22 protein-coding genes and 1 tRNA gene are annotated in these 25454 nt (G+C 61.1%); 11 read left to right on the top strand and 12 right to left on the bottom strand.

Annotation, left to right across the window (positions count from 1 at the left end; translation table 11 throughout):
• Nucleotide 1: 1 nt before the first annotated feature.
• Genes tkt through WDN02_RS04160 form a run of 3 tightly spaced genes read right to left on the bottom strand, consistent with a single transcriptional unit; the run spans nucleotide 2 to nucleotide 3961 of the window.
• Nucleotides 2–2008: a transketolase gene (gene tkt, locus WDN02_RS04170; protein WP_337292301.1), complete on the bottom strand. Its 2007-nt coding sequence runs from the start codon at nucleotides 2006–2008 to the stop codon at nucleotides 2–4.
• An 11-nt stretch (nucleotides 2009–2019) separates the two neighbouring features.
• A complete protein-coding gene (locus tag WDN02_RS04165) occupies nucleotides 2020–2895 on the bottom strand; it encodes a phosphoribulokinase (RefSeq protein WP_337292300.1) in 876 nt (291 codons plus the stop codon).
• Nucleotides 2896–2905: 10 nt separating this feature from the next.
• Nucleotides 2906–3961: a class 1 fructose-bisphosphatase gene (locus tag WDN02_RS04160; RefSeq protein ID WP_337292299.1), complete on the bottom strand. Its 1056-nt coding sequence runs from the start codon at nucleotides 3959–3961 to the stop codon at nucleotides 2906–2908.
• A 112-nt stretch (nucleotides 3962–4073) separates the two neighbouring features.
• Here WDN02_RS04160 and WDN02_RS04155 point away from each other — a divergent pair, with 112 nt between their 5' ends.
• Nucleotides 4074–4994, top strand: a complete 921-nt coding sequence (locus WDN02_RS04155; RefSeq protein WP_337292298.1) for a LysR family transcriptional regulator — start codon at nucleotides 4074–4076, stop codon at nucleotides 4992–4994.
• 14 nt (nucleotides 4995–5008) lie between these two features.
• On the opposite strand, the gene WDN02_RS04150 is transcribed toward WDN02_RS04155, so the two are convergent.
• Together WDN02_RS04150 and WDN02_RS04145 are read right to left on the bottom strand one after the other, a co-directional pair.
• Nucleotides 5009–5770 (bottom strand): hypothetical protein, encoded by a 762-nt coding sequence (locus WDN02_RS04150; RefSeq protein ID WP_337292297.1) that lies wholly within the window; start codon nucleotides 5768–5770, stop codon nucleotides 5009–5011.
• A gap of 130 nt (nucleotides 5771–5900) precedes the next feature.
• On the bottom strand, nucleotides 5901–7151 hold the full coding sequence (locus WDN02_RS04145) for a cyclopropane-fatty-acyl-phospholipid synthase family protein (protein ID WP_337292296.1): 1251 nt from the start codon (nucleotides 7149–7151) through the stop codon (nucleotides 5901–5903).
• A 215-nt stretch (nucleotides 7152–7366) separates the two neighbouring features.
• Between WDN02_RS04145 and WDN02_RS04140 the strand changes: the two genes are divergently transcribed.
• On the top strand, nucleotides 7367–7936 hold the full coding sequence (locus tag WDN02_RS04140; protein ID WP_337292295.1) for a hypothetical protein: 570 nt from the start codon (nucleotides 7367–7369) through the stop codon (nucleotides 7934–7936).
• Nucleotides 7937–7971: 35 nt separating this feature from the next.
• Here the strand turns inward: WDN02_RS04140 and WDN02_RS04135 are convergent, their stop codons facing one another.
• Nucleotides 7972–8979 (bottom strand): NAD-dependent epimerase/dehydratase family protein, encoded by a 1008-nt coding sequence (locus WDN02_RS04135; RefSeq protein WP_337292294.1) that lies wholly within the window; start codon nucleotides 8977–8979, stop codon nucleotides 7972–7974.
• Between the two features lie 156 nt (nucleotides 8980–9135).
• Between WDN02_RS04135 and WDN02_RS04130 the strand changes: the two genes are divergently transcribed.
• Together WDN02_RS04130 and hemA are read left to right on the top strand one after the other, a co-directional pair.
• Entirely contained in the window at nucleotides 9136–9594 is a 459-nt protein-coding gene (locus tag WDN02_RS04130) for a hypothetical protein (RefSeq protein ID WP_337292293.1), read from the top strand.
• Nucleotides 9595–9845: 251 nt separating this feature from the next.
• A complete protein-coding gene (gene hemA / locus WDN02_RS04125; protein WP_337292292.1) occupies nucleotides 9846–11150 on the top strand; it encodes a 5-aminolevulinate synthase in 1305 nt (434 codons plus the stop codon).
• A 7-nt stretch (nucleotides 11151–11157) separates the two neighbouring features.
• On the opposite strand, the gene WDN02_RS04120 is transcribed toward hemA, so the two are convergent.
• Nucleotides 11158–12069: a LysR substrate-binding domain-containing protein gene (locus WDN02_RS04120; protein WP_337292291.1), complete on the bottom strand. Its 912-nt coding sequence runs from the start codon at nucleotides 12067–12069 to the stop codon at nucleotides 11158–11160.
• Between the two features lie 255 nt (nucleotides 12070–12324).
• On the opposite strand from WDN02_RS04120, the gene WDN02_RS04115 reads away from it, so the two are divergent.
• Complete coding sequence (locus tag WDN02_RS04115; protein ID WP_337292290.1) at nucleotides 12325–12879, top strand: peroxiredoxin; 555 nt, start codon at nucleotides 12325–12327, stop codon at nucleotides 12877–12879.
• A 147-nt stretch (nucleotides 12880–13026) separates the two neighbouring features.
• Nucleotides 13027–13545 (top strand): carboxymuconolactone decarboxylase family protein, encoded by a 519-nt coding sequence (locus tag WDN02_RS04110; RefSeq protein ID WP_337292289.1) that lies wholly within the window; start codon nucleotides 13027–13029, stop codon nucleotides 13543–13545.
• Between the two features lie 67 nt (nucleotides 13546–13612).
• On the opposite strand, the gene pnp is transcribed toward WDN02_RS04110, so the two are convergent.
• The 4 genes from pnp to WDN02_RS04090 form a co-directional block, all read right to left on the bottom strand.
• Complete coding sequence (gene pnp, locus WDN02_RS04105) at nucleotides 13613–15754, bottom strand: polyribonucleotide nucleotidyltransferase (RefSeq protein WP_337292288.1); 2142 nt, start codon at nucleotides 15752–15754, stop codon at nucleotides 13613–13615.
• Nucleotides 15755–16086: 332 nt separating this feature from the next.
• Nucleotides 16087–16356, bottom strand: a complete 270-nt coding sequence (rpsO, locus tag WDN02_RS04100; protein ID WP_337292287.1) for a 30S ribosomal protein S15 — start codon at nucleotides 16354–16356, stop codon at nucleotides 16087–16089.
• Between the two features lie 139 nt (nucleotides 16357–16495).
• A complete protein-coding gene (locus WDN02_RS04095; protein ID WP_337292286.1) occupies nucleotides 16496–17419 on the bottom strand; it encodes a bestrophin family ion channel in 924 nt (307 codons plus the stop codon).
• A 1-nt stretch (nucleotide 17420) separates the two neighbouring features.
• Nucleotides 17421–19259, bottom strand: coding sequence for a glucan ABC transporter ATP-binding protein/ permease (locus WDN02_RS04090; RefSeq protein WP_337292285.1), 1839 nt, complete (start codon nucleotides 19257–19259; stop codon nucleotides 17421–17423).
• A gap of 97 nt (nucleotides 19260–19356) precedes the next feature.
• Here WDN02_RS04090 and WDN02_RS04085 point away from each other — a divergent pair, with 97 nt between their 5' ends.
• From WDN02_RS04085 to WDN02_RS04070, 4 genes are all read left to right on the top strand, one after another.
• On the top strand, nucleotides 19357–20397 hold the full coding sequence (locus WDN02_RS04085) for an RluA family pseudouridine synthase (protein WP_337294860.1): 1041 nt from the start codon (nucleotides 19357–19359) through the stop codon (nucleotides 20395–20397).
• 180 nt (nucleotides 20398–20577) lie between these two features.
• Nucleotides 20578–21498, top strand: coding sequence for an RNA polymerase sigma factor RpoH (rpoH, locus tag WDN02_RS04080; RefSeq protein WP_337292284.1), 921 nt, complete (start codon nucleotides 20578–20580; stop codon nucleotides 21496–21498).
• 98 nt (nucleotides 21499–21596) lie between these two features.
• Nucleotides 21597–21673, top strand: a tRNA-Pro gene (locus WDN02_RS04075).
• Nucleotides 21674–21727: 54 nt separating this feature from the next.
• Nucleotides 21728–22663, top strand: coding sequence for a glycosyltransferase (locus WDN02_RS04070; RefSeq protein ID WP_337292283.1), 936 nt, complete (start codon nucleotides 21728–21730; stop codon nucleotides 22661–22663).
• Here the strand turns inward: WDN02_RS04070 and WDN02_RS04065 are convergent.
• On the bottom strand, nucleotides 22599–23648 hold the full coding sequence (locus WDN02_RS04065) for an AraC family transcriptional regulator (protein WP_337292282.1): 1050 nt from the start codon (nucleotides 23646–23648) through the stop codon (nucleotides 22599–22601). The genes WDN02_RS04070 and WDN02_RS04065 overlap by 65 nt on opposite strands.
• A 181-nt stretch (nucleotides 23649–23829) precedes the next feature.
• Here WDN02_RS04065 and WDN02_RS04060 point away from each other — a divergent pair, with 181 nt between their 5' ends.
• Nucleotides 23830–25395, top strand: coding sequence for an amino acid permease (locus WDN02_RS04060; protein WP_337292281.1), 1566 nt, complete (start codon nucleotides 23830–23832; stop codon nucleotides 25393–25395).
• The last annotated feature ends 59 nt before the right edge of the window (nucleotides 25396–25454 follow it).

Below are 25454 nucleotides of genomic sequence, written 5' to 3'. Positions count from 1 at the left end.
GTCAGCTTACAGTTCCATGGCCGGCCGCGGCACGTGCCGCATTCACGATGGCCTCAATTGTGATGCCGAAATGTTTGTAGAGATCACCGGCAGGCGCGCTGGCGCCGAAATCCTTCATGCCGATGAAATAGTCCTCAGGCGCCAGAACTGCGCCCCATCCCTGGCGCAATGCAGCCTCTATGCCGATCCGCGGTGCCTGACCGAGAACGGCGGCGCGATAGCCAGGTTCCTGCGCGGCGAAAAGTTCAAAACACGGCAGCGAGATGACCGCGGCCTTGACACTATCTTTTGCGAGTTCGTCCGCTGCAGCGACCGCGAGCGAGACCTCGGAGCCAGTGGCGATGAGCGTGACATCGCGTTCGCCAGCCACTTCGCGCAGCACATAGGCGCCCTTCGCGGAAAGGTTTTCGTTGGTATGCGTGCGGCGCAGAACCGGCAAATTTTGCCGCGACAGGGCCAGCACAGACGGCGCCTCGGAAAGCTGCAAAGCAAGCTCCCAAGCCTCCGCCGTCTCGATCGCATCGGCTGGACGGAAGACATTTAGATGCGGAATCACCCGCAACGAGGCGAGCGTCTCGACTGGCTGATGCGTCGGCCCATCTTCGCCGAGACCGATGGAATCATGCGTCAACACATAGACGACGTGTTGGCGCATGAGGGCGGAAAGGCGGATCGCCGGGCGCGCATAATCGGCAAACACCAGAAACGTGCCGCCGTACGGAATGAAGCCGCCGTGCAATGCGAGGCCGTTCAGGGCCGCGGCCATGCCGAATTCGCGGATGCCGTAATGAAGATAGCGGCCGGAGAAATCCCCCGGCGTCACCGCTTTCATATCGGCGGCCTTGGTATTGTTCGAGCCGGTCAGATCGGCCGAGCCGCCAAGCAGATTGCCCTGGATTTTTGCCAGCTCATCAAGCGTTTTTTGCGAGGAGACGCGCGTCGCCTGTGGTGCATTGGCGTCGCTCGCTTTGCGTTTGAATGCGTTGATCGTTTCGGCGAGCGCCGGGCTCAGCGTGCTTGCAATGTCGCGATCGAAACCGGCAGCATCGCCGCTCGCGTGCCGTGCAGTCCATGCTTCGTGCGCGGCCTTGCCGCGCACGTCCGTGCCGCGCCAGGCTGAGAGAATTGCGTCTGGAATTTCGAAGGGCGGCGCGCTCCAGCCGAGCTTCTCGCGCGTGGCCGCGATCTCTGCGGCGCCGAGTGCCGAGCCATGGACGCCATGCGTGCCGGCCTTCGTGGGCGCGCCGAAACCGATTGTCGTCTTGCAGCCGATGAACACCGGCCTGTCGGACGTCTGCGCCTCGCTCAATGCCTCTGCGATGGCTTTGGGATCGTGCCCATCGATATGCCACGCGTCCCAGCCAGCGGCTTTGAAACGCGCGATCTGATCGGTCGAATCGGCGAGGTTCACCGCGCCGTCGATGGTGATCTTGTTGTCATCCCAGAGCACGACGAGTTTCGAGAGCTTCAGATGGCCGGCGAGCGTGATTGCCTCCTGGCTGACGCCCTCCATCAGGCAGCCATCGCCGGCGATCACATAGGTGCGGTGATCGACAAGGCCGTCGCCGTAACGCGCGGCGAGAAGCTTTTCACCAATCGCCATGCCGACCGCCATGGCAAGACCCTGGCCGAGCGGGCCGGTCGTCGTCTCGACGCCCGGCGTATGGCCATATTCGGGATGACCCGGTGTCTTCGAACCGAACTGGCGGAAATTCTTGATCTCCTCGATCGTCATCTCCGGATAGCCGGTGAGATAGAGAAGCGCATAAAGCAGCATCGAGCCGTGACCGGCCGACAGCACGAAGCGGTCGCGGTCCGGCCATGCGGGATCGGCCGGATCGAATTTCAAAAATTGTGTGAAGAGGATCGTCGCGACATCGGCCATGCCCATCGGCATGCCGGGATGGCCGGAATTGGCTTTTTCCACCGCATCGACGGCAAGAAAGCGGATCGCATTGGCAAGCTCGTCGTGTGTGACGGCAGCTTCAGCCTTGGCGAACACGTTCATTGAATTCTCCTTTACAGCGCGCGCCGCGCGCGTTCGACCAATTGCAGAATGATCGGCGTCAGGATGAGCTGCATGGCAAGGTCGAGTTTGCCGCCGCCAACGACGATCGAATTGGCCCGCGACATGAAACTATCGTGAAGCATCGACAGTAAGTACGAGAAGTCGATGCCGCGGGGATCCTTGAAGCGGATGATGACCATCGATTCATCCGAGGTCGGAATCCAGCGCGCCGCGAACGGATTAGACGTATCGACCGTCGGCACGCGTTGGAAATTGATGTCGGTTTCGGTGAATTGCGGACAGATGTAATTCACATAGTCCGGCATCCGCCGCAAAATCGTGTCGGTGACGGCCTCTTTCGAATAGCCGCGTGCTGCCTTGTCGCGATGGATCTTCTGAACCCATTCGAGATTGATGACCGGCACGACGCCGATCTTGAGGTCGGCATAACGCGCGACATTCACCTTGTCGGTTACGATCGCGCCGTGCAGCCCTTCATAGAAAAGCACCTCGGATTGCGCGGGCAGCGGCCCCCAATCCGTGAACTGGCCCGGCGTTCCGCGATAGAGGTCCGCTTCTATTGCATCGTGAACGTAGTGGCGCGTCTTGGCCTGACCCGTCTCGGCATAGGTACGAAACACCGATTCGAGTTCTTCGAGAAGATTGGCCGTGGGCCCGAAATGGCTGAAATGATTATTACCGCGTTGCTCTTCTTCGTTCATGACGCGACGCATCTCGTCGCGGTCGAAGCGATGAAACGCGTCCCCCTCGATGAAGGCGGCGCCGATCTCCTCGCGCCGGAAAATGTGCTCGAAGGTCCGCCGCACGGAGGTCGTACCGGCGCCGGAAGAACCTGTAACAGAGATGATGGGGTGTTTTGCCGACATCGCGTCCCCGTCAGAACCGCATCAGACCGCGGCGGCCGAAAAGCGGCGAATGTTCCGCCGAAAACTGCGGATCGGTATGATAGCGCGTGATCAGACGCACGACCTCATCCGAGCCGAAGACGAAAGGTGTACGCGCGTGAATGTCGGTCGGCTGAATGTCGAGAATGCGACGGGCGCAATCGGTCGCCGTGCCGCCCGCGTTTTCGATGATCAGACTGATCGGATTTGCCTCATAGATAAGCCGCAGCCGACCCGCGCTATAACCTTGGCGCATATCGCCTGGATAAAGGAACACGCCGCCGCGCGCCAGGATGCGATAGGCTTCCGCGACGAGCGACGCGATCCAACGCATGTTCTGTTCCTGCCCGAGGGGGCCTTCCGTGCCCTTGATGCAATCGTCGACGAACGTGCGTACCGATGGGGCCCAGTGCCGGTAGTTCGAAGCGTTGATCGCATATTCCTTCGACTTGCGCGGAATATTGATGCCGTCATGCGTCCGCACAAAGGCGCCAATGCGCCGGTCGAGAATGAAAATCTGCGTCGTTCCCGCTGCCCCGAGAACGAGTCCCGTTTGCGGCCCGTAGATGACGAACCCCCCGGCCAATTGGTTACGGCCCGGCTGCAGAAAATGCGCTCTGGGGTCGCTGGCGCCCGGCACGACGGGCAGTATCGAGAAGATCGTCCCGATCGAAACATTGGCATTGATGTTGGACGATCCATCAACCGGATCCATCGCGACGGCAAGCGTCGCCTGCGGGTCGAGAACCAGCGGCTCGTCCAACTCTTCCGACAGGACAGCGGCGACAGGCGCGCGGCGGAGCGCGTTGACAAAGAGGTCATTGCCGAACACGTCGAGATGCTTCTGCACATCGCCGCCAGCGTTGACGTCGCCGACGGCAGCGGCACCGTCACCGCCAAGCAGGCCGAGCGAAATCAGATCCGCCATTTCGAAGGCGGCGCGGGCGATCTCGTGGACAAGCGCGGCGACGGGCGCAAACGAGGCATCCTGCGCGGTCAAGTCCTGCAAGACGTCTTCGAGATGATGGCTCTGCGCGACTTTGAGCATGTCCCACCCTGCGCTTGTTATGTTGAGTCTTATGGCCTGAAGTCAGCCCGCGTGGGCCCAAAGAAAAGTGAATTGCGTTGAGATAGCATCAAAAAAAATCTAATAATAGAGGATGAAGCGCGCCACCATCAAACAACTCGAAAGTGTTCGTTCCGTTGCCGAAGCCGGGACGATTGTGAAAGCAGCAGAACAACTTAACGTCACGCCTGCGGCGCTGACCTCACGAATTCAATTGCTTGAACAAGACGCGGGCGTTGCTTTATTCGATCGCACCGGCGGGCGCCTGCGGCTGACTGTCGCCGGGGAAGAGGTTGTGAGCGCGGCGCACCGCATCGAGCGCGTTTTGACCGATCTCGATGTGACGATCGCGTCGCTGCGCGGCACGCATAGCGGCCGCATCGCCGTCGGCATTGTCTCGACCGCGAAATATATCGCGCCGCGGCTCGTTGCGGCGTTCGCGCGGCAAAATCCTCGCATCGAGGTGACGATCACAGTCGGCAACCGGATGGAGATGGTCAGTCAATTGCGCGACTATAAAATCGACGTTTGCCTGATGGGCCGGCCGCCGAGCGACTTTCCAGTCGAGAGCGTGGCCATTGGCGAGCATCCGCAGGTTATTGTCGCCGCCCCTGACCACCCGCTTGCAAACTGCCGCCGCATCGCGAAGGCCGATCTGGCCAAAGAGAATTTCATCATTCGCGAAACCGGCTCCGGCACGCGGGCGGTGTTCGATTATTTTTTCTCCGACGTGCCGGTGCGGCTTCCGACGGTCAATATCGAGATCGGCTCCAACGAGACGATCAAGCAAGCGGTGATGGCCGGGCTCGGCTTGGCGCTGCTGTCGGCCCATACGATCGAAGCGGAGATTGCGAGCCGCCGCTTGGCGATCCTCGATGTCGTTGGCCTGCCGCTGCTACGGCAATGGTTTGTCGTGCGCCGCGCCGATCGCGCGCCGACGGCGATTGCACAGGCTATGTGGGATTTCGCCGTCGCTGAGGCGCCGAAGCTTCTGCCGAACGGGATCGCGGCTTAGCGGCCGCGGACGCTCTAGCTGGCCGCTTGCAGCGCCGTCGTCTGAAAACGCATCTGTGGCTGGCCGACGAAATTATAGGCGCCGATATGGGTGAGTTTGCCCTCGGTATCGAGCCAGATCTTGCCGCCGGTGTCGCGCCATTTCTGGCAGAAGCCGAAATCCTCGCTGATGTAGGTCTTCGTCTCGGGATCGATCGAGCATTCGAAGAGCGCGTAACTTTCACCGCCCTTGGCGTTGCTGTAGGCGTGAACGCCCGCGTAGCGTGACTCGGGATAGGCCGCGATCATTTTCTCGATCGCCTGGCGCTTGAGCATCATGAAGCCGCCGCCGGAATAAATGCCCGAGACAAACCGGCCCTTCCGTTCGGCATCGCTGCCGGTACACGGCGTGCCAACGTAAAGCAGCGGCGCGCTTTGAAACGATTCCCCCGTGGTTAGGCGCTTCATTGCGGGCGCGCCCCAGTCGATAACCTTCAACGGATACATGCCGGCGACGAATTCCTCATCGAACGCGAGCATGTCGTAAACCTGCTGCGGATCGAAGGAAATGTCGGCGTCGATGAACAGCATGTGCGTCGCCGGCGTGCTGAGAAATTGCGTCACCAGCGTGTTGCGGCTGCGGGTGATGAGCGAATCGTGGCCAAGCATCGCCAGCATCGCATCGAAGCCGGACTGTCCGGCGAACTGGATGAGGCTGATCACCGACTGCATATAATGCTGCGAGACGAGACCACCGAAACATGGCGTCGCGATAAACAGCAGCGGTCTTTGTGTCATGGCGGCCCCAAGTGCGATCTGAGCAAGAGCGATCTGAGCGAGAATCGCCTCGCATCCTGCGGGGGAGCCCTGTGAAAGGCAATGCCGCGCGCCCGCGTATGGAAAGCCTCAGGTCAGCTTTGCGTACCGTTTAGCCAGCGATTCGAAGCCCTGAGCCAGCGCTATCGCGACGCCGCAATTCCGCTTCGGCACGCAACATATAATCTCGCGTCAGCGGAACGGCGTCGACCTTTTTGGCGAGCTGGATTTGAAACACGACTTCGCCGGTGTAGCGGAAGGCAGCTTCCGATGCGGCGAGATAATATTCCCACATCCGGCAGAAACGCTCATCGTAGAGCGCCGCGGCGTCGGCGCGATGCGCGAGGAAGCGTGCGCGCCACGCTCTCAGCGTCTCGGCATAATGCAGCCGCAAAACCTCAACGTCGGTCACGTAAAGGCCGGCCCGCTCGATCGCCGGCATGATTGTCGAGAGGGCGGGGATATAACCGCCCGGGAAAATGTATTTGTTGATCCACGGATCCGGCTCGTATTGGGCACGCGACGAACCGATCGTGTGGATCAGCGCCATACCGCCGGGCTGGAGAAGCTTGGCGACCTGTTGGAAATAGGTCGAATAAAATTCCGGGCCGACATGTTCGAACATGCCGACCGAAACGATCTTGTCGAAACGCTCGTCGATCTCGCGATAGTCTTGCAGCCGGAATTCGATGGCGCTCGTTTGATCCGCTTCGCCGGCGCGTTCGCGTGCGAAGGCGAGTTGCTCGCGCGATAATGTGATGCCGGTGACTTTGGCGCCGCAGATACGGGCGAGATAAAGCGCGAGGCCGCCCCAGCCGCAGCCGATATCAAGGATGCGGTCACCTTTTTCGATCATCAGTTTCGCAGCGATATGGCGCTTCTTCGCCAGCTGCGCGTCATCGAGAGTCGCGGCGCCATTCTCGAAATAGGCGCAGGAATATTGCATGTCATCGTCGAGAAAGAGTTTGTAGAGCCGCCGATCGAGGTCGTAGTGATGCGCGACGTTGCGGCGCGCGCGCACCGAAGAGTTGGCTTTGAAAATATGCTGCAAACGGCCTCGTGTGGTCGTCAACGCTTGCAGCCACCAGATCCGTTCGAGATGGTCGATGTTCTGGCAAATGACGGCGAGCGCATCGTAAATCGTGCCCTCGTCGACCGCGACCCGGCCATCCATATAGAGCTCGCCGAATCGCAGCGTGGGATTGAGCAAGACTGCCGTTTGTGCGGCTTTATCGGCGAAGCGCAAACGTACATTTTTGCCGCTGCCGTCACCGAATTTGTATCTCGCTCCTGACGCAGTTTCGACTTCGAGCGATCCCGTCTTGATAAGGGCGGCGATGAACCGCCGGAACATCTTCTCCATCTCACACCTCGTCGCCGAGGCTCATTGCGCAGCACCGACCCGTTCGACGGCTCCACCGTGTGCAAACGCACAGCCCGGATATTGACCTTGTGTTCGCCTCGCGACGGCGCTTGACGCCTCTTTTAACTCCCGACTTCACGCCTATGTTTGACGTTCGTCAATGTATGGATGCAACCGAAGCCGCATCTGAACATTTAAGAACTGGAGTTTCAAAGATGCAAGTGTCTCATGTTTTGCGTGCTTCGGCTTTCATCGCAGCGGTAGCATTCGCCGTTCCTGCGCTTGCATTTGGCGGCGGCCACGGCGGTGGCGGTGGTCATGGTGGTGGTTTCGGCGGTGGCGGATTCCACGGTGGCGGCGGCTTTCATGGCGGTGGCTTTGGCGGCGGCGGTTTTCACGGTGGCGGGTGGCATGGCGGTGGCGGCTGGCACGGTGGTGGTTGGCGCGGCGGCTACGGCGGATGGGGTTATCCTGGCTACGGTTACGGCTATGGATATCCCTACGGGTACGATGACGGTTATTCAGATTGGGGTTACGATTATGGCGATCCTGGTTACGATTATGGTTATGATAATGGGTATGGCTATGGTCCGGGCGTCTACGGACAACAAGGCTATGGTCAAAATCCCGGTGCTTACACCGCGCCGCCACAGGCAAATGGCCAACTCGGCCAATATTGCCGAACCCAGGTGAAAGTCTGCCAGCTCTATCATGCTTCGAATGTCGGCGCGGGATGCTCTTGCCGTAACGGCACATCGCGCGCCTATGGTCAGGTCACGCCCTAGTACTCGGTGGCTGGACGAAGCAGCGTGGCTTTCTACTAGGCGTGATAATGCGCGCGATACCAATCGACGAAGTGCGGCACGCCGACATCAATCGGCGTTGAGGGGCGATAGCCCGTCAACGCCTTGAGCAGATCGGTGTTGGCGAAGGTCGCCGGGACATCTCCGATCTGCATCGGGAGCAGTTTGCGCTTGGCCGTTTGCCCGAGGGCATGTTCGACGGACGCGACGAAATCCTCGAGTTCTACTGGCTGGCCAGCCCCGATATTGACGACGCGCCACGGCGCAACCGGCGACAGGCTGTCGCCTGCAATCGGCCCGTGCGTGCTTCCCGGCGCTGGCGGCGCATTATGCAACAAGTGCAGCATCGCCTCGACCAGATCGGCGACATAGGTAAAGTCGCGCCGCATCTTGCCGTGATTATAGAGATCGATCGGCTCGCCGCGTAAAATCGCTTCGACGAACTTGAACAGCGCCATGTCGGGCCGGCCCCAGGGTCCATAGACCGTGAAGAAGCGCAGCATCGTCGTCGGGATGGCGAAAAGGTGCGCGTAAGAATGCGCCATTTCCTCGTTCGCTTTCTTGCTGGCCGCGTAAAGCGTCAGCGGATGGTCGGCAGAATCGGTCTCAAAGAACGGGATTTTCGCGTTGGCGCCGTAGACAGATGACGTCGAGGCGAGAAGCGCGTGGCGTGGCGGCTTCGCCCGCAGCAATTCCAGCAGATTGAAAGTGCCGACGAGATTGGCGTCGGTATAGGCGCGCGGATTTTCGAGGCTGTAGCGCACGCCGGCCTGGGCGGCGAAATGATAGACGATGTCGAAGCCGTCGCCATAAGCGCGCTCAAGGGCGGGGGCATCTTCGAGCATCAGCCGGTGGCCGGTGTAAAGCCCGTGCTGGTCGAGAATTTCCTGACGCGCATGTTTCAATGCCACATTGTAATAGGGCGTAAACCCGTCGATGCCGACGACCTCGTCGCCGCGCTCGAGAAGGCGACGCGCCATATGAAAACCGATGAAGCCAGCGGCGCCGGTGACGAGAATACGCATCCCAACGACTCCAATTTAGCCGAACGCGGAAACCGCACTTTGACCTAGCTCATAAAAGCTTGGCCGGCGCAGCGGTAAATATACTTGGCTTAGCTCATGCACAGTTTAACAAGTCTGCTGCGGCCTTGTGCCCGGGATTCAATGAGGAGGACTTCGATGCATCGCATGATGAAGGGGCTGGCGGCGGCGGCTCTCGCGCTCGGCCTGGTGGGCGCGCAGAGCGCTCATGCCTTTGGAGGCCATGGCGGTGGCGGCGGTTTCCACGGGGGTGGTGGTGGCTTTCATGGCGGCGGCGGTTTTCATGGTGGCGGCGGATGGCACGGCGGCGGCTGGGGCGGTGGAGGTTGGCGCGGCGGCGGCTGGTACGGCGGTGGATGGGGTTGGGGCGGCTGGGGTTACCCCTATTGGGGTTGGGACTACGGTTGGGGCTCGCCCTATCTTTATGGCACGCCTTATAGCTACGGTTATGCTTACGAACCTCCGCCGCAGCCTGAGGGCGGCCTATATTGCGTAACAAGGGCGCATATGTGCGGTCTTGATGCGGCACGGGCGCCGGGGTCGCGCTGTTCATGCAGCGGCGGCCGCGGCCGGGTCACGGTTCTGCAAGGTCAATAAAGAGCAAGCAGAAACAGGCGCTGGCGAGGCTTCGCCAGCGCATTTCCTTAAGATTTGACTGCCTTGATTAGGATCAAGAATTTCGCATTTTTAGCTGGGACTCTTCGTCCACTTGCGCCGTATTTAGAATTAGGCGAAAACCAATCTTGGGGAAGCGACGAGCCAGTTCAGGCAGGTCCGCGGTGCAGACCGGGAGAGCCCAGAAGGCGCAAAAGTTGGCTATAGGCGCCTTATAAGGACCGGGTTCGTCTATGGAATATAAGGCATTTTTCGAAGACGCTTTGGGCCGTCTCAAAGCCGAGAAGCGTTACCGCGTTTTCGTTGATCTCGAACGCGACGCCGCGCATTTTCCTTATGCCCGCTGGCACCGCGATGCCGACACCACCGAAGACGTCATCATGTGGTGTTCGAACGATTACCTCGGCATGGGTCTTGATCCGCAGGTGATCGAGGCGATGTGTACCGCCGCGTGCCGCCACGGCGTCGGTGCGGGCGGGACGCGCAATATTGCCGGTACCAATCATCCTCTGGTCGCGCTCGAGGCCGAACTCGCCGATCTGCATGGAAAGCCGGGCAGCCTCGTCTTCACGTCAGGCTGGATTTCCAATCTCGCGGCGCTGTCCGCGATCGCCTCGCTGCTACCGGACTGTCTGATCCTCTCCGACGCCTATAATCACAATTCCATGATCGAGGGCATCAAGCGCTCCGGCGCCGAGCGGCAGATTTTCCGCCACAACGATCTCGACCATCTCGAAGACCTGCTGAAGGCGGCCGGCCGCGAACGGCCGAAGCTGATCGCCTTCGAGAGCCTTTATTCGATGGATGGCGATATCGCGCAGATCGGCAAGATCGCTGACCTCGCCGAGCGCTACAATGCGATGACCTATCTCGATGAGGTTCACGCCGTTGGCCTCTATGGCCGGCGTGGCGGTGGCATTGCCGACCGCGACAACGAGATGGATCGCATCGACGTCATTGAGGGCACGCTCGCCAAGGGCTTTGGCACTTTGGGCGGCTATATCGCGGCGGATCTGCCGATTGTCGATGCCGTGCGCTCCTACGCGGCCTCGTTCATCTTCACGACCGCTCTGTCGCCGGCGCTTGCCGCCGCGGCGCAAAAGGCGGTGCAATTGCTGAAGAGCGAATCGGGTGCTGAATTGCGCACCCGGCACCAGCGCCAGGCAATGCTGACGAAACATGCGTTGTCCGCCGCCGGCCTGCCGGTGATGCCCAATCAATCGCATATCGTACCGGTCTTCGTCGGCGATGCCGAGCGCTGCAAGGCTGCTTCCGACATGCTGCTCCAACGCCACAGCATTTATATCCAGCCGATCAATTATCCGACTGTCGCACGTGGCACGGAGCGCCTGCGCATTACACCGTCGCCGGCGCATTCCGACGGCCATATTGCCCATCTCGTCGAGGCTTTGGTCGATGTCTGGCAGGCGCTGAAACTGCCGTTCACCGAAACGACGGGCAACGTCGTAGCGTTCCGCCGCGAGGCGGATGACGCGCACTGCACCTTCCCCGAGCTGGTCAAGAAGGCGGCGGAATAGCCGCCTCTCAGGCCTCCGTCAAAACTGGCAGGCAATGCGCGCGGATATGCGCCGCGAGCAGCCGATAATCGTCGGCGCGCACCGCGCCTTTGCGCCAGACGAGCACCAACGTCCGTTCTGCCTTCGGCGCGGCATAGGGGATGAGCTGGACCCGCGTGCCCCCGACGGCTTCATGCGCGATCTTCGGCAGCAGCGTGATGCCCATGCCGGCCTCGACGAGTTGCACTAGGGTCAGCAGCGATGAGGCGCGCACGTCGTTTTCTTCGGCGATGGCGTCGCGGCCCAGTGCTTCCATCGCGTGCTCGCGCAGACAATGGCCCTGGTCGAGCAGGAGCAACGGCTCGTGCGCAAGCTGCGCCATCGTCACCTCCTTGAGGCGGGTGAGCGGATGGCCGGCTTTGACCGCGAGATAGAAGGGGTCTTTGGCAAGTTCGATCATCTCGATGCCATCGAGCGCCGGGACATGCGCGATGAAGGCGGCGTCGAGCCGGCCGCTTGAGAGTTCGGTGAGCAGGGACTGGGTCATCCCTTCGCGGACGCGAAGATGAAGTTGCGGATAGCTCTGGCTGAGGCTCGATAGCAGCCTCGGCAGCACGAACGGCGCGACCGAGGGGATGACACCTAGCCGCAGCCGTGTGCCCAATGGCAAGATTTCGCGGGCGGCATATTCCGGCAATTCCTGGATTTCCGCGAGGATATGCCGAGCGCGGCGCACCATCGCCTCGCCGAACGGCAGGAGCTGCATCCGCCGCCCGGACCGGTCGATGAGCGGATGCCCGAACTCGGCCTCAAGTCCTTGAATTGCAGCGCTTAACGTCGATTGGGTGATAGCTGCCGCCTTGGCTGCCGCGGCAAAGGTGCTGCTCTCGGACAGCGTCACCAGATAGCGCAGATGGCGCAGGTTCACATTGACGTTCATGGCAGCCTTATATCGGAAAAAACGAACGCAGATACAAAAACATTCGGCTTGATCGAAATTTCTAAACCTCGCACAGTGCGATGCAGCATCACCCTGCGCGCTTTCCGACCAGATGAAATCATCTGGTCGATCGGAAATCGCGCCAACCGGAAGGGAGCATGTTCTTATCGAAAAAATCTGCAATTTTTCGGAACATGCTCTGGGTGCCGGCGGATGCCTCCTCCCACAATCACACGCTCGCAAAGGAATATTGGAATGGCTGGAATCGGAGATAAACTGCCCTCGTTCTCGGTGACGGGCGTGAAGCCTGGCTTCAACAATCACGAGGAAAACGGCGTCTCGGCGTTCGAGCCGCTGACGCAAGAGAGCTTCCCCGGCAAGTGGAAGATCATTTTCTTCTACCCGAAGGATTTCACCTTCGTCTGCCCGACCGAGATCGCGGAATTCGCCAAGCTCGGCAAGGAATTCGAGGATCGCGACGCCGTCGTCCTCGGCGGCTCGACCGACAATGAATTCGTCAAGCTCGCCTGGCGCCGCAGCCACAAGGATCTCGACAAGCTGCCGATCTGGTCGTTCGCCGACACAAATGGTTCGCTGACTGACGGCCTTGGCGTCCGCTCGCCCGACGGCGTTGCCTATCGCTACACGTTCATTGTCGATCCGGACAATGTCATCCAGCACGTCTATGCGACGAACCTGAATGTCGGCCGTGCCCCGAAGGACACGCTGCGCGTGCTCGACGCGTTGCAGACTGACGAACTTTGCCCGTGCAACCGGGAAGTCGGCGGCGAGACGCTGAAGGCCGCGTAAGCCTTACGCAAATTTCGCAACGATACGGCGGGGCCAAAAGCTCCGCCGTTTCGTTTCGTGCCCCCTCTTGTGTTTTGACGCAATTCCGTACGCAAAACCGCACCACGCTTTTGCTGGAATTGCTTGGATGAAGGAACAGATTTCGAAATGTCGCTCGACGCATTGAAAAACCAAATCGCCGATTTCGCCAAGGACGTGCGGCTCAATCTCTCGTCGATGGCGAGCGACGAGACGCTGACGCCCTTGCAGAAATACGGCATCTTTGCCGCCTGCGGCATCGCTTCGCGCAATCCGCAGGTGCGCCAGGCGCTTGTCGCCGAGGCTGCGCAGCATCTCGACGAGACGTCGCTCAACGCCGCCAAATCTGCCGCGGCGATCATGGGCATGAACAATGTCTATTACCGCTTCCTGCATCTCGCCTCGAACGAGGAGTTTCGCACCATGCCGGCGAAGCTGCGCATGAATGTCATCGCCAATCCGGGCGTGCCGAAGCAGGATTTCGAGCTCTGGTCGCTGGCGGTCTCGGCTATCAATGGCTGCGGCATGTGCATCGATGCGCATGAGGCCGAATTGCGCAAGGCCGGCGTCAGTTCGCAGAGCATTCAGGCGGCGGTGCGTTTTGCTGCGATCATCCAGTCGGCGGCGATCGCGGTCGAAGCGGCCTGAAAATGAATCATGCGCGGATTGCTCCGCGCATGATCTTTATCTGTAAGAAACTTATCGTGCGAAAAGCTTATTCCGCGGCGCCGGCGTCTTCAGCCTTTTCCTTGGCTTCGAGGTCTTCGCCCGTCTGCTGATCGACGGCGCGCATCGAGAGCCGCACCTTGCCGCGGTCGTCGAAGCCCAGCAGCTTTACTTTCACCTTGTCGCCTTCCTTGACGACATCGGTCGTCTTGGCGACGCGGCCCTTGGCAAGCTGCGAGATGTGGACAAGGCCATCCTTCGAGCCGAAGAAGTTCACGAAGGCGCCAAACTCGACGGCCTTCACGACCGTGCCGTCATAGATATGGCCGATCTCCGGGTCCATCGCGATCGACTTGATCCAGGCGACGGCCGCCTTGATCGAATTGGCGTCGCTCGAAGCGACCTTCACCGTGCCGTCGTCCTCGATGTTGATCTTGGCGCCGGTCTTTTCGACGATCTCGCGGATCACCTTGCCGCCCGTGCCGATGACTTCGCGGATCTTGTCGGTCGCGATCTTGAAGCTCTCGATACGCGGCGCGAATTCGCCGAGTTCGGCGCGGGCGCCGGTCAGCGCCTTCGCCATCTCGCCGAGGATGTGCAAGCGGCCGTCTTTCGCCTGGCCGAGCGCGACACGCATGATCTCCTCGGTGATGCCGGCGATCTTGATGTCCATCTGCAGCGAGGTGATGCCGGATTCGGTGCCCGCGACCTTGAAATCCATGTCGCCGAGATGGTCTTCATCGCCGAGAATGTCGGAGAGCACGGCAAAGCGCTCGCCTTCGAGGATGAGGCCCATGGCAATGCCAGCCGTCGGCGCCTTGAGCGGCACACCGGCGTCCATCAGCGCGAGCGACGAGCCGCAGACCGTCGCCATCGATGACGAGCCGTTCGACTCGGTGATCTCGGAAACGACGCGGATCGTGTAGGGGAATTCTGCCGCCGTCGGCAGCATCGGGCGGATCGCGCGCCAGGCCAGTTTGCCATGGCCGATTTCGCGCCGGCCGGGCGAACCCATGCGGCCCGTCTCGCCAACCGAATAGGGCGGGAAGTTATAATGAAGCAGGAAGCGCTCTTTGTAGGTGCCTTCAAGCGAGTCGATGTATTGCTCATCCTCGCCGGTGCCGAGGGTCGCGACGACAAGCGCCTGCGTCTCGCCGCGGGTGAAGAGCGCCGAACCATGCGTGCGCGGCAGAATGCCGACCTGCGCCAGGATCGGGCGCACGGTCTTCACGTCGCGCCCGTCGATACGGATACCGTTGTCGAGAATGTTCCAGCGCACGACCTTCGCCTGGAGATCGTGGAAGGCTTCGCCGACCTGCTCCTTGGTGAACTTGGCGCCTTCGGCGGGCAACAGCGCCGCCGTGACCTTCGCCTTCACCACGTCGACGGCGGCGTAGCGCACGGCCTTGGCGGTGATCTTGTAGGCTTCGCGCAGTTCTGTCTCGGCCACGCCGCGAACGGCGGTCTCGACCTCGGTTTTGTCGACGGTGGTGAGATCGCGCGGCTCCTTTGCCGCCTTCTCCGCGAGGCGGATGATCGCTTCAATGACGGGCTGGAAGCCGCGATGCCCGGTCATGACGGCTTCGAGCATCGTCGCTTCGGACAGCTCCTGGGCTTCCGATTCGACCATCAGCACCGCATCGCCCGTTCCGGCGACGACGAGATCGAGGGTCGAGGTCTTCATCTCCTCGATCGTCGGGTTCACCTTCAACTGGCCGTTGATGTAGCCGACGCGCGCACCGCCAACTGGGCCCATGAACGGGATGCCGGACAGGGTCAACGCGGCCGAGGCTGCGACCAGAGACAGAATGTCCGGGTCATTTTCGAGATCGTGCGAGAGCACGGTGACGACCACCTGCGTGTCGTTGCGGTAGCCGTCCGGGAACAGCGGGCGGATCGGCCGGTCGATCAGGCGGGAGACCAGTGTCTCCTTTTCGGAGGGGCGGCCTTCGCGCTTGAAATAACCGCCGGGGATGCGGCCGGCGGCGAATGCCTTTTCCTGGTAATTGACGGTGAGCGGGAAGAAATCCTGCCCCGGCTTCGGCGCCTTGGCGCCAACGACAGTGGCGAGCACGGTGGTCTCGCCATAGGTCGCGAGCACGGCGCCATCCGCCTGACGGGCGATGCGCCCGGTTTCGAGCACGAGCTTGTGCCCGGCCCAGTCCAGTTCTTCACGATGGATTTCGAACATTGGTCATTCTCTTTGCGTGAGGGCAAAGACCCAAGGCCATGTGCAGAATGGCAAGAGGCTTCTCGCTTCCGAGAAGCGCCTGGCGATCCTGCCATGGCTCCGGTCTTTCACCGACAGCGGCGGCCCCATGCCGCCCTGCCGTCTTCTCGATGGAGCGGGGGCCCGCTCCGCCCGGTGCGCAATGCACCAGCCGAGTTTAGAACATTTTCGCGAGCCGGAAACCTGCGGCGTCGCCACTTTTCTCCGCCGCCCGCGGGCGGCGGCTTTCAAGCTTGGTCATAGGTGGAGCGGCGATTTTCGGCGCTCCGCCATGAAGCACGAGCCAAACAGCCTTACCGGCGGATGCCGAGCCGCTCGATCAGCGTCTTGTAGCGCGATTCATCCTTGCGCTTCACGTAGTCGAGAAGCTGGCGGCGCAGCGAGACGAGCTTGAGCAGCCCGCGACGCGAATGATTATCCTTGATATGGGTCTTGAAATGGCCGGTGAGATTGCTGATCCGCTCGGTGAGGATCGCGACCTGCACCTCAGGCGAGCCAGTGTCGCCGGATTTTGTCGCATATTCTTTAATGAGCGCGTCCTTGCGCTCTGCCGTGATCGACATCGTAAATCCTTTCGATTTTTGAAAATGCCTCCGCCGCGGCCAGGCCGGGATGTCGTCCAGCAAGGTTTTGGAGGAGCGCGCCAGCCAAAGGGCCAGCGACCCGGGCTTTATACAGGAAATCGCGAGGGATGGAAGGCGCTCAGTCGAGAATGAAATTCTTCGGCTTCAGCGGTTCCGGCAGGGCCGTATCGCCTAAAGCTTCGCCGACAGCGATCTCGATATTTCGGACCAGGGCGTCGAGCGGCAGGGCATTCTGCGTGCCGCCGAACGGCTCTTCCAGCTCCTCACCCAGGGCATCGAGGCCGAAGAAGGAATAGGCGAGGATCGCGGTCAGAACCGGCGTCGCTAGGCCGACCGTTCCGACGAGGCCGAACGGCAGGAGAAGGCAGAACAGCCACGCCGTCCGATGAAGCAGCAGAGTGTAGGTGAAGGGCGTCGGCGTCGTATGCAGCCGTTCGCAGGCGGTCTGGACCTCGGTCAGAGCTTGGAGATGGCGCGACAGGATCGAATAGGGGATGTCGGCAAGCTTCCCGACCTGCCGAAGCGCCGCAAGTTCCATCGCCTGCGCGCGCTGGATGGCGTCCGGCTGACACATGCTCCCTGCCACGATCGGCGCTTCGTCTGTCGGCAGCCAATGCGGTGTCTTGCCGTCATCGCCGTTCAATTGGCCGGCGCGCAATTGATTGCGGAGCGCATGGGCAAAGGCGACGAGCCGATGCGCGCAGCGCCGCTGCAATGTGGCGTCGTCGGGCAGCAGGACCAGAAATTCGCGGGTCAGGTTGCGCGCCTCGGCGGCGAGCTGCCCCCATTGCTTGCGACCCTCCCACCAGCGCTCGTAGCAGGCGTTGTTGCGAAAGCCGAGGAAGATCGAAAGCGCCAAGCCGAGCAATGTGAAGGGGGCTGCCGAGACATTGTTGAAGGACGCTGGCGAAAAATGATGCCAGACGACGACGGCGGCCGAAACGGCCAGCACGCAAAGAACTCGTGGCGCGATCATGGGCAGAATGGAGCCGCGCATGATGAAGAGCAGGCTGAATGCGTTGGGGCGGGGACGGACGATCAATTCAAACCTCTTCCGGGCGTGCGCCGTGGCTGGAAACCGCTTCGAAATCCGATTCTGGCGTCTGCAGCACGTTTTGCGCATTGGCGAGTTTGGCGAAGCGGCCGCCAAGCGCGAGAAGCTCTTCGTAGCTGCCGCGTTCGACAATCCTGCCCCGGTCGAAGACGAAGATGCGGTCGGCGTTGCGCACGGTGGCGAGCCGATGCGCGATAATGAAGGTCGTGCGCCCCTTGGTTGCCCGCGCCATGGCGATTTGCAATTGCCGCTCGGTTTCGACATCGAGCGCCGAGGTCGCTTCGTCGAAGATCATGATCGGCGGGTTCTTCAAGAGCGCCCGGGCGATTGAAAGGCGCTGGCGTTCGCCGCCGGACAGTGAGCGGCCGCGCTCGCCGACAATTGTCGCGAGACCGTCGGTTTGGCGTGCGACGAATTCGTCCGCCTGGGCAAGGTCCAGCGCCTCGTCGAGTTCGGCCTGGGTGGCGTCGAGATTGCCGATCTTGACGTTTTCCTCGATCGAACGGGCAAAGAGCATGGGCTCCTGGAAGACGACGCCAATATTGCGGCGCAGGCCCGCGAGCGTCATGTCGCGAATGTCGATGCCGTCGATCGAGATCGCTCCGGATTGCGGATCGAACACCCGGTGCAGCAGGCTGAGCGTCGTCGATTTGCCTGAACCGGTTGCGCCGACGAGCGCGATCGTCTCACCCGCCGAAACATCGAAGCTGACATTTTCGATCGCGACCTTGCCGTCTACGTAAGCGAAGGTGACGTGATCGAAGACGACGTGGCCCTTGAGCTTGCCGGGATCCTTGGCGCCGGGCCGGTCGGCGACGCCGGGTGAGGTGTCAAGGACATTGAAGAATTCGGACAGTTTCGGGGCCTGCAAAAACAGCCCATTGATGAAATTGACGATCTCGACCAGCTTGCCGATCAGCATCGTGGCGAGCGCCATGAAGGTCACGAGCTGGCCGATCGTCGCCAGATTTCGCTGATGCAGCCAGACGCCGACGATGAAGATTGTCAACAGCGTCAGCGTCGAAGCGGCACGGGCCGCGACAACCGCGACTGCCCACCACGAGAGCACCGGCATCTGCGCGTTGAGCACCGCCTGAATCAGCTGATTCATTGCCGAGGCTTCGCTCTGAATGCGGGTGAAGCTCTGGATGACGGCGATATTGCCGAGCACGTCCGAGGCGCGCTCGGACAGATTGGCGTTGAAACCCTCGACCTGCGTTTGCAGCGTATGCGTGCGGCGGACGACGAAGATGATGATGATACCGAAGATCACGACGAGGATGATCAACGGCAATCCGAGCCGCCAGTTGATGAAGAGCGCCAGCGGCAGCAGCACGGTCAGCGCGACGAAATCGGCACATTTTTCGCGGAAGAACGAGAGCCAGAGCCAGAAGAGCGCCGAGGCGCCTTCCAGCATCCCCTTCAGCAACCGCCCGGAATGGATCGAGGCATGAAACGAGAGCGGCAGGTTGAGAACATGCTCGAAGAAAATGCCCATTGCGGCCAGCCGGCGCCGATGCGCCATCCGATCGGCGCGCAGGCCGACAAAGACCGCGCCGATGATCGAGAACAGCGCAAAGCCGATCCATAGGCCGATCAGCGGCGCCAGCGCGTGGAGGCCGGGACTTTGATGTTGCGCCTCGCCAATGTTCATCCGGTCGATGATGCGGCCGAAGAGAACCGGCTCGGCGAATTGCGCCGCGGCGAGCGCGAAATTGGCAAAGGCGAGAAAGATCGCCACATGCGTCTCGGTGCCGAGAAGGCCCAGGGCGCGGAAATAAAGCCGCGACAGCGAGAGGTCGTTGGTGTGGTGCTTGGGGTCAGACATGCGCTAGAGATCGATCGGAGAGGTGCCGCGACGTGGGCATTTTTTGACATCGTTCAAATGAGGTCATGCCCCAGTGGCGAAGCAAACAGCAATTGAAATGAACACCGGCTTGACGGAATTCGACGAAATTGTCGCGGAGCGATTTGCCTTCGCCGTCGAGCCAGAGACGGCCGGCCGGCGGCTCGACGCGCTGCTTGCGGCACGCCCCGAGGCGCTGGAAGCTTCGCTGTCGCGCACGCGGCTGAAAGCCTTGATCGAAGCTGGCGCGGTCGAGATCGACGGCGTGCCGGCTCTTGATGCGGGACAAAAGGTCAAAGCCGGGCAGAATATCGAAGTCGCTGTACCGCCCGCCGAAGATGCGGTGCCACAGGGGGAGGCGATCCCGCTCTCGATCGCCTATGAGGATGCGCATCTCGTCGTCGTGGATAAGCCGGCCGGGCTTGTCGTCCATCCGGCGCCGGGCCATCCGACCGGTACGCTGGTCAACGCGCTGATCGCCCATTGCGGCGACAGCCTCTCCGGCATCGGCGGGGTGAGGCGTCCGGGCATCGTCCACCGGCTCGACAAAGACACGTCGGGGCTGCTTGTCGTGGCCAAGACCGATGTCGTGCATAAACGGCTCGCGAAGCTCTTCGCCGATCACAGCCGGGATGATTTGACGCGCGAATATCTCGCCTTCGTCTGGGGCGTGCCGGATCGGTCGGCGGGAATCATCGACCTCCCTCTCGGCCGCCACAAGATCGAGCGTGAGAAAATGTCCGTGGTCCGGGAGGGTGACGGCCGTGAGGCGGTGACGCATTGGGAGATCGTCGAAACCTATGACGGGGCCGACGGCAGACCGGTTGCGAGCCTGCTGCGCTGTGCCCTTGAGACGGGCCGGACGCATCAGATCAGGGTGCATCTGGCGCATGCCGGCCATCCGCTTTTAGGGGATGCGGTCTACGGTCGCGGCTTTAAAACCAAAGCGTCGCGGCTAGGACCCGAAGCTCAGGCGGCGCTCGAAGGGCTTGGTCGCCAAGCGCTTCATGCCGCCACGCTGGGGTTTATACATCCTGTTTCCTCTGAGGAATTCGCGTTCGAGAGTCCGCTGCCGAATGACTTGCAGACGCTCCAGCGGGCGCTGGCGGCCGCGGCCTGAGCGGCTGCGGCGCAAGGCCTTTATGGCAAATCGCTGTGTCTTGCTTACCCAATTGTAATCTCTGATCCGCGAACCACCCTTTCAGGCGGAGGTTAGGGCTCATATATTGGGGTGTACGGCGGGCTTCGGTCGCCGTTTTGGGCTTGCCTTTTTGGGAGCCTGACAGGAGGGATTTTCAAAATGGCTTCATCAGCCGCACTCCCCATGATCTCTGGGGAAAATGGTCTATCGCGTTATCTCCGCGAAATTCGCCGGTTCCCCATGCTGGAGCCGCAGGAAGAATATATGCTCGCCAAGAGCTGGCGCGAGCATGAAGATCGTGACGCCGCGCATAAGCTCGTGACGTCGCATCTGCGGCTCGTCGCCAAAATCGCCATGGGCTATCGCGGCTATGGCTTGCCGATCGGCGAGGTCATCTCGGAAGGCAACGTCGGTCTCATGCAGGCCGTCAAGCGTTTCGAGCCCGAACGTGGCTTCCGCCTTGCCACTTATGCCATGTGGTGGATCCGCGCCTCGATTCAAGAATATATCCTACGCTCGTGGTCGCTCGTGAAAATGGGTACGACCGCCAGCCAGAAGAAACTGTTCTTCAACCTGCGCAAGGCCAAGAGCCAGATTTCGGCGCTCGAAGACGGTGACATGCATCCCGATCAGGTGGCGACGATCGCGACGCGCCTCGGCGTCTCGAAGCAAGACGTGATCGATATGAATCGCCGCATGTCGGGCGACGCTTCGCTCAACGCGCCGTTGCGCGAGGAGGGCGAAGGCGAATGGCAGGATTGGCTCGTCGACGACAGCGCAAGCCAGGAAAACCTGCTCGCGACGCGCGAAGAGACGGACAACCGGCTCGATGCGCTGCATAGCGCGCTCGGGGTTCTTTCCGATCGCGAGCGGCGCATCTTCGAGGCGCGTCGTCTCGCCGAGGACCCGATCACGCTCGAGCAATTGTCGGACGAGTTCCACATTTCGCGCGAGCGTGTCCGTCAGATCGAGGTCCGCGCCTTTGAGAAGGTGCAGGAAGCCGTCAAGGCTGGCGTCGCCAGGCTCGAAGCGACGCCGGCGTTGCCCCCCACTGGGCCACGCCACGCGCCGGCCGTTTAACTTCACGCTATTACGGTCTCGCGCCCTTGTCGGGCGCGGGCGGTATGGCTATAAGGCACAGGCCGCAGGCCTTCTCGCCCTGCAAAATCGGCAAAAATCGGAGTGTAGCGCAGCCTGGTAGCGCACCTCGTTCGGGACGAGGGGGCCGGAGGTTCGAATCCTCTCACTCCGACCATTTCGTTTCCACCCTGGCTCTGACGCCGCTGGCGTCCCGATGAGTCGGTGACCGATGCAGATCGATTCGATCTTTCAAATCCTGATCCAGCATGACGGCCAATGCCCGGACGTGCTGCCCGAGCGGATCGCGGAAAATGTCGCCAGCATCCGCCGGCTTTACCCCAACGCGAATCACCATCTTTTTGGCGGCGATGAATTGCGCGCCTTCCTCAAAGACAATTTCGACGCGCGCGTCCTCGCCGCCTACGACACGCTCTTGCCCTATGCGTTCAAGGCTGATCTCGCGCGGCTGTGCCTGCTCCATAAATTCGGCGGCCTTTATGTCGATCTCGGCGTCCGGATGGTGGAAGCGCCCCAAATTCCGGCCGATAAAGCGATCGTCGTTTTCCGCGATCAATATGTTCCGGGCGGCGCGGCCTGGGCAGTCTCGAACGGGTTGATCTATGCGGCGCCCGGGCGCGCGGAACTTAAACTGGCGATCGACCTCATCGTCGAGAATGTCGAGACGCGCAATTACGGCGCCGATGTCCAGACCATCAGCGGGCCGGCGCTGTTCGGGCGCGTCTTCGCGATGGCAAACGACCTCGCGCATTACTGGAGCGGAGATTCGCGCCTAGTGACATTCGAGGGCGAGGATGTCCCACGCATGTCGTTCATTGCGCCGGATGGGCGGTTGATCGCCTGGCGGGCGAAATCGGTCAACGCCGATCTGACGCATCTCGGTCTCGCGCAAACCAACAATTATTCGCAGATCTACGATTCACATATGGCTTTCGGCGAAACGACGCCGGCCTATGCGCCGCTATTCGCGAAACTGCCGTGGCGCATCGAACTTGAGATAGCAAAACTGCTCTGCACCCTCGGCCTCAAGAAAGACGGGACCCATCTCTGGGGCCGTGCGCTGACGCGTAAAAATCGTGCGGCTAAAGAGCCTGCGTCTGCGCCGTCGCGCGGTACTGATTGGGCGAAACGCCCTCCCAGCGTTTGAACGCCCGCGAAAAAGCGCTGATTTCCGAATAGCCGAGCAACAGCGCGATCTCGCTCACCGCAATATGGCGTTGCGCGAGATAAGCGCGCGCCTGTTCGCGCCGCACCTGTTCGACAAGCCGGGCGAAGCCGATGTTTTCGTCTTCGAGATGCCGCAACAGCGCCGATTGCGACATTTTCAGCGCCGCGGCAATGTCGGCAAACTTCACGTCGCCAATAGCAAGATGGGCGCGGATTTCGCCGGTCAGCCGGTCCTTGAAGGCAAGCTGCGTTGTCTGTGCGACGCGCGTCAGGCTCGCGCGCAGAAGCGAGAGCAATTGCGGATCGGCGCCCGGCATCGGCCGGTCGAGCTGATCGTCGCGGAACACCAGCCGATTGCTACCACGGCCGAAAAAGACCGGCGCATGAAACGCATGTTCGTGCGCGTCCGGCGCCTGCGGTGCAGCATGTTCCAAATGCACTTCTTCCGGCGCCCAGCCGCGGCCGAGACAATGGCGGAAGACGTTGGTGAACATGCCCATCGTCAATTCGGCATCCTGACGCCGATGTGCGATCCGTCCATCGACGATTTGGTATTCGAGATGTAGCAGGCCGTCGTGCGCGAACAGCCGCGTGCGCGTGCCGGATTGATGCAGGGGAAAGTAATGGGCGAGATTCTTGACCGCTTCGCCCAAAGTCGGCGACGCGAGTGCGATGAAGCCGATGAGGCCGAGCATATGCGGCTCGAATTGCTGGCCGTACCAAAGCCCGAAATTGTCTTCCTTCGTCTGGCGCGCCGCCTCTTCAAAGAGGCCGCAATAGCCATGCAGATCGATCGGATCGGTGGGCGTTTCCAGTCGCCGCAAATCGAGGCCTGCGACCGCCGCGACGCGCTCCGGATCACCGCCGCGCGCGGTGATGAAGTCGACAGCACCATGTGCAGCCGCGGCCAGCACCACTGAACTGCCAGCGCTGGTGTCCTGAAGGGCATGCTGCGGGACCGGCACGTCAATTCTCCGGCTAAGGACGGACGAAGGTCAAATCTCAGGGGGAAAATGTCAAGAACATATCTTTCGGCGCAGTTCAGACTGCGCTGCGATATTGCCGAGGCTCGGCACACAAATCGCATCGCTCGCCTCGTCCAGTTGAAGCCATAGGCTCCGCAAGAGAGCCCCGAGGAGACGTTTCATGTCAGCCACACCCGAATCCGCCGACCAATCCGTACTCGCCGAAGACGTACATGTGCTGCACCAGATGGGCTACGCGCAGGAGCTTGCGCGCGGCATGAAGACCTTTTCGAATTTCGCGATTTCGTTTTCGATCATCTGCATTCTTGCTGGTGGCATCACCAGTTTTCAGACCGGCTTTTCAACGACTGGCGGGTTCGGCATCGGTGTCGGCTGGCTTGTCGGCGGTGTGTTCTCGCTGATCGTCGGCCTGTCGATGGCGCAGATCGGCTCGGCCTATCCGACGGCCGGCGGCCTGTATCATTGGTCATCGTTGCTTGGCGGCCGCGGCTGGGGTTGGGCCACAGCGTGGATGAACCTGCTCGGGCTCATCTTCGTCACGGCCGCGGTCACGGTTGGCGCCTATACTTTGTTCACCAGCCTGATCCTCACCAATATTTTTCATATCGATATTTCGAAATGGGGCTATTGGCAGCAATTGGCCGGTGTCTCGATCATCGCCATCGCGCAGGGCTTGTGTAATCATTTCGGCATCAAACTGACGAGCAAGCTCACTGATTTTTCCGGCTATCTGATCTTTGCCGTCGCGCTCCTCCTCACCGCGACGATGCTGTTCAGCGTCCACCATTTCGACTTTTCGCGGCTGTTCCATATCGTCAACAACACCGGCGATGCGGGCGGCGGTGTCGTGCCGCACACGAACAATCTGGTCTATGCCTTCCTGCTCGGTCTTCTGCTGCCGCTCTACACGATCACCGGCTTTGATGCGTCGGCGCATACGGCGGAAGAGACGTTGAACGCGCGTGTCGCGGTGCCGAAGGGGATCATCAACTCGATCCTTTATTCGGTGCTCTTCGGCTACATCATGGTCTGCTCGTTCGTGCTGGCGATGGGCGATCCCGTTGCCGCCGCGAAGGACGGCGGCAACGTGTTCTTCAATCTCCTGGCCGGCTTACCCGTTCCCCTGCTGCTGAAGAATGCGCTCTACGTCCTGATTGTCATCGCCAATTATCTCTGTTCGCTGGCGTGCGTCACCTCTACGTCGCGGATGATCTTCGCCTTTTCGCGCGATGGCGGCGTGCCGTTCATTTCACCACTGTTGCGCAAGGTGAGCCCAACTTATCGCACGCCGATCGGCGGCATCTGGGCAACGGTCATCCTTGCCATCGCCGCGACTCTCTATTCCTCGGCCTATAATGCTTTGGCGGCGGGCTCGGCGGTCTTCCTCTACATCTCCTATGCAATGCCGGTCGGGGCAGGCCTTTATGCCGAATCGAAAGGCTGGCTGCCCTCCGGTCCGTTCAAGCTCGGTCTTTGGTCGAAGCCGCTCGCCGTCATCACCTGTCTCGGCGTTGTGGTCGTCACCTGGATCGGTCTGCAACCGCCAAACGATATCGTGATCAATTACGCGATCGGCATTCTCGTACTGCTTCTCGTCGGCTGGTTCGCGCTTGAGCGCAAGCGCTTCCCGGGACCGCCGATCAGCGCCGCGGAGATCGCCAAACGTCACGATGAGATTCTTGCGGAAGAGCAGGCCGTCGGCGAAACAGTACACGCGGGGCTTTGAAAGAACGGGGCGCGGGAAATCCGCGTCCCTACGCCGGGGGCTTTATTATCGCGCGGCGC

Origin of the sequence: Methylovirgula sp. (assembly GCF_037200945.1) — a bacterium.
GTDB lineage: Bacteria > Pseudomonadota > Alphaproteobacteria > Rhizobiales > Beijerinckiaceae > Methylovirgula.
The sequence above is the reverse complement of the archived record's forward strand: the minus strand, read 5'-3'. Positions and strand labels throughout refer to the sequence as shown.

What these genes read in the sequence shown, in the direction of transcription:
- tkt (WP_337292301.1), bottom strand. Translation starts at nt 2,008, where the DNA reads ATGAACGTGTTCGCCAAGGCTGAAGCTGCCGTCACACACGACGAGCTT.
- WDN02_RS04165 (WP_337292300.1), bottom strand. Translation starts at nt 2,895, where the DNA reads ATGTCGGCAAAACACCCCATCATCTCTGTTACAGGTTCTTCCGGCGCC.
- WDN02_RS04160 (WP_337292299.1), bottom strand. Translation starts at nt 3,961, where the DNA reads ATGCTCAAAGTCGCGCAGAGCCATCATCTCGAAGACGTCTTGCAGGAC.
- WDN02_RS04155 (WP_337292298.1), top strand. Translation starts at nt 4,074, where the DNA reads ATGAAGCGCGCCACCATCAAACAACTCGAAAGTGTTCGTTCCGTTGCC.
- WDN02_RS04150 (WP_337292297.1), bottom strand. Translation starts at nt 5,770, where the DNA reads ATGACACAAAGACCGCTGCTGTTTATCGCGACGCCATGTTTCGGTGGT.
- WDN02_RS04145 (WP_337292296.1), bottom strand. Translation starts at nt 7,151, where the DNA reads ATGGAGAAGATGTTCCGGCGGTTCATCGCCGCCCTTATCAAGACGGGA.
- WDN02_RS04140 (WP_337292295.1), top strand. Translation starts at nt 7,367, where the DNA reads ATGCAAGTGTCTCATGTTTTGCGTGCTTCGGCTTTCATCGCAGCGGTA.
- WDN02_RS04135 (WP_337292294.1), bottom strand. Translation starts at nt 8,979, where the DNA reads ATGCGTATTCTCGTCACCGGCGCCGCTGGCTTCATCGGTTTTCATATG.
- WDN02_RS04130 (WP_337292293.1), top strand. Translation starts at nt 9,136, where the DNA reads ATGCATCGCATGATGAAGGGGCTGGCGGCGGCGGCTCTCGCGCTCGGC.
- hemA (WP_337292292.1), top strand. Translation starts at nt 9,846, where the DNA reads ATGGAATATAAGGCATTTTTCGAAGACGCTTTGGGCCGTCTCAAAGCC.
- WDN02_RS04120 (WP_337292291.1), bottom strand. Translation starts at nt 12,069, where the DNA reads ATGAACGTCAATGTGAACCTGCGCCATCTGCGCTATCTGGTGACGCTG.
- WDN02_RS04115 (WP_337292290.1), top strand. Translation starts at nt 12,325, where the DNA reads ATGGCTGGAATCGGAGATAAACTGCCCTCGTTCTCGGTGACGGGCGTG.
- WDN02_RS04110 (WP_337292289.1), top strand. Translation starts at nt 13,027, where the DNA reads ATGTCGCTCGACGCATTGAAAAACCAAATCGCCGATTTCGCCAAGGAC.
- pnp (WP_337292288.1), bottom strand. Translation starts at nt 15,754, where the DNA reads ATGTTCGAAATCCATCGTGAAGAACTGGACTGGGCCGGGCACAAGCTC.
- rpsO (WP_337292287.1), bottom strand. Translation starts at nt 16,356, where the DNA reads ATGTCGATCACGGCAGAGCGCAAGGACGCGCTCATTAAAGAATATGCG.
- WDN02_RS04090 (WP_337292285.1), bottom strand. Translation starts at nt 19,259, where the DNA reads ATGTCTGACCCCAAGCACCACACCAACGACCTCTCGCTGTCGCGGCTT.
- WDN02_RS04085 (WP_337294860.1), top strand. Translation starts at nt 19,357, where the DNA reads ATGAACACCGGCTTGACGGAATTCGACGAAATTGTCGCGGAGCGATTT.
- rpoH (WP_337292284.1), top strand. Translation starts at nt 20,578, where the DNA reads ATGGCTTCATCAGCCGCACTCCCCATGATCTCTGGGGAAAATGGTCTA.
- WDN02_RS04070 (WP_337292283.1), top strand. Translation starts at nt 21,728, where the DNA reads ATGCAGATCGATTCGATCTTTCAAATCCTGATCCAGCATGACGGCCAA.
- WDN02_RS04060 (WP_337292281.1), top strand. Translation starts at nt 23,830, where the DNA reads ATGTCAGCCACACCCGAATCCGCCGACCAATCCGTACTCGCCGAAGAC.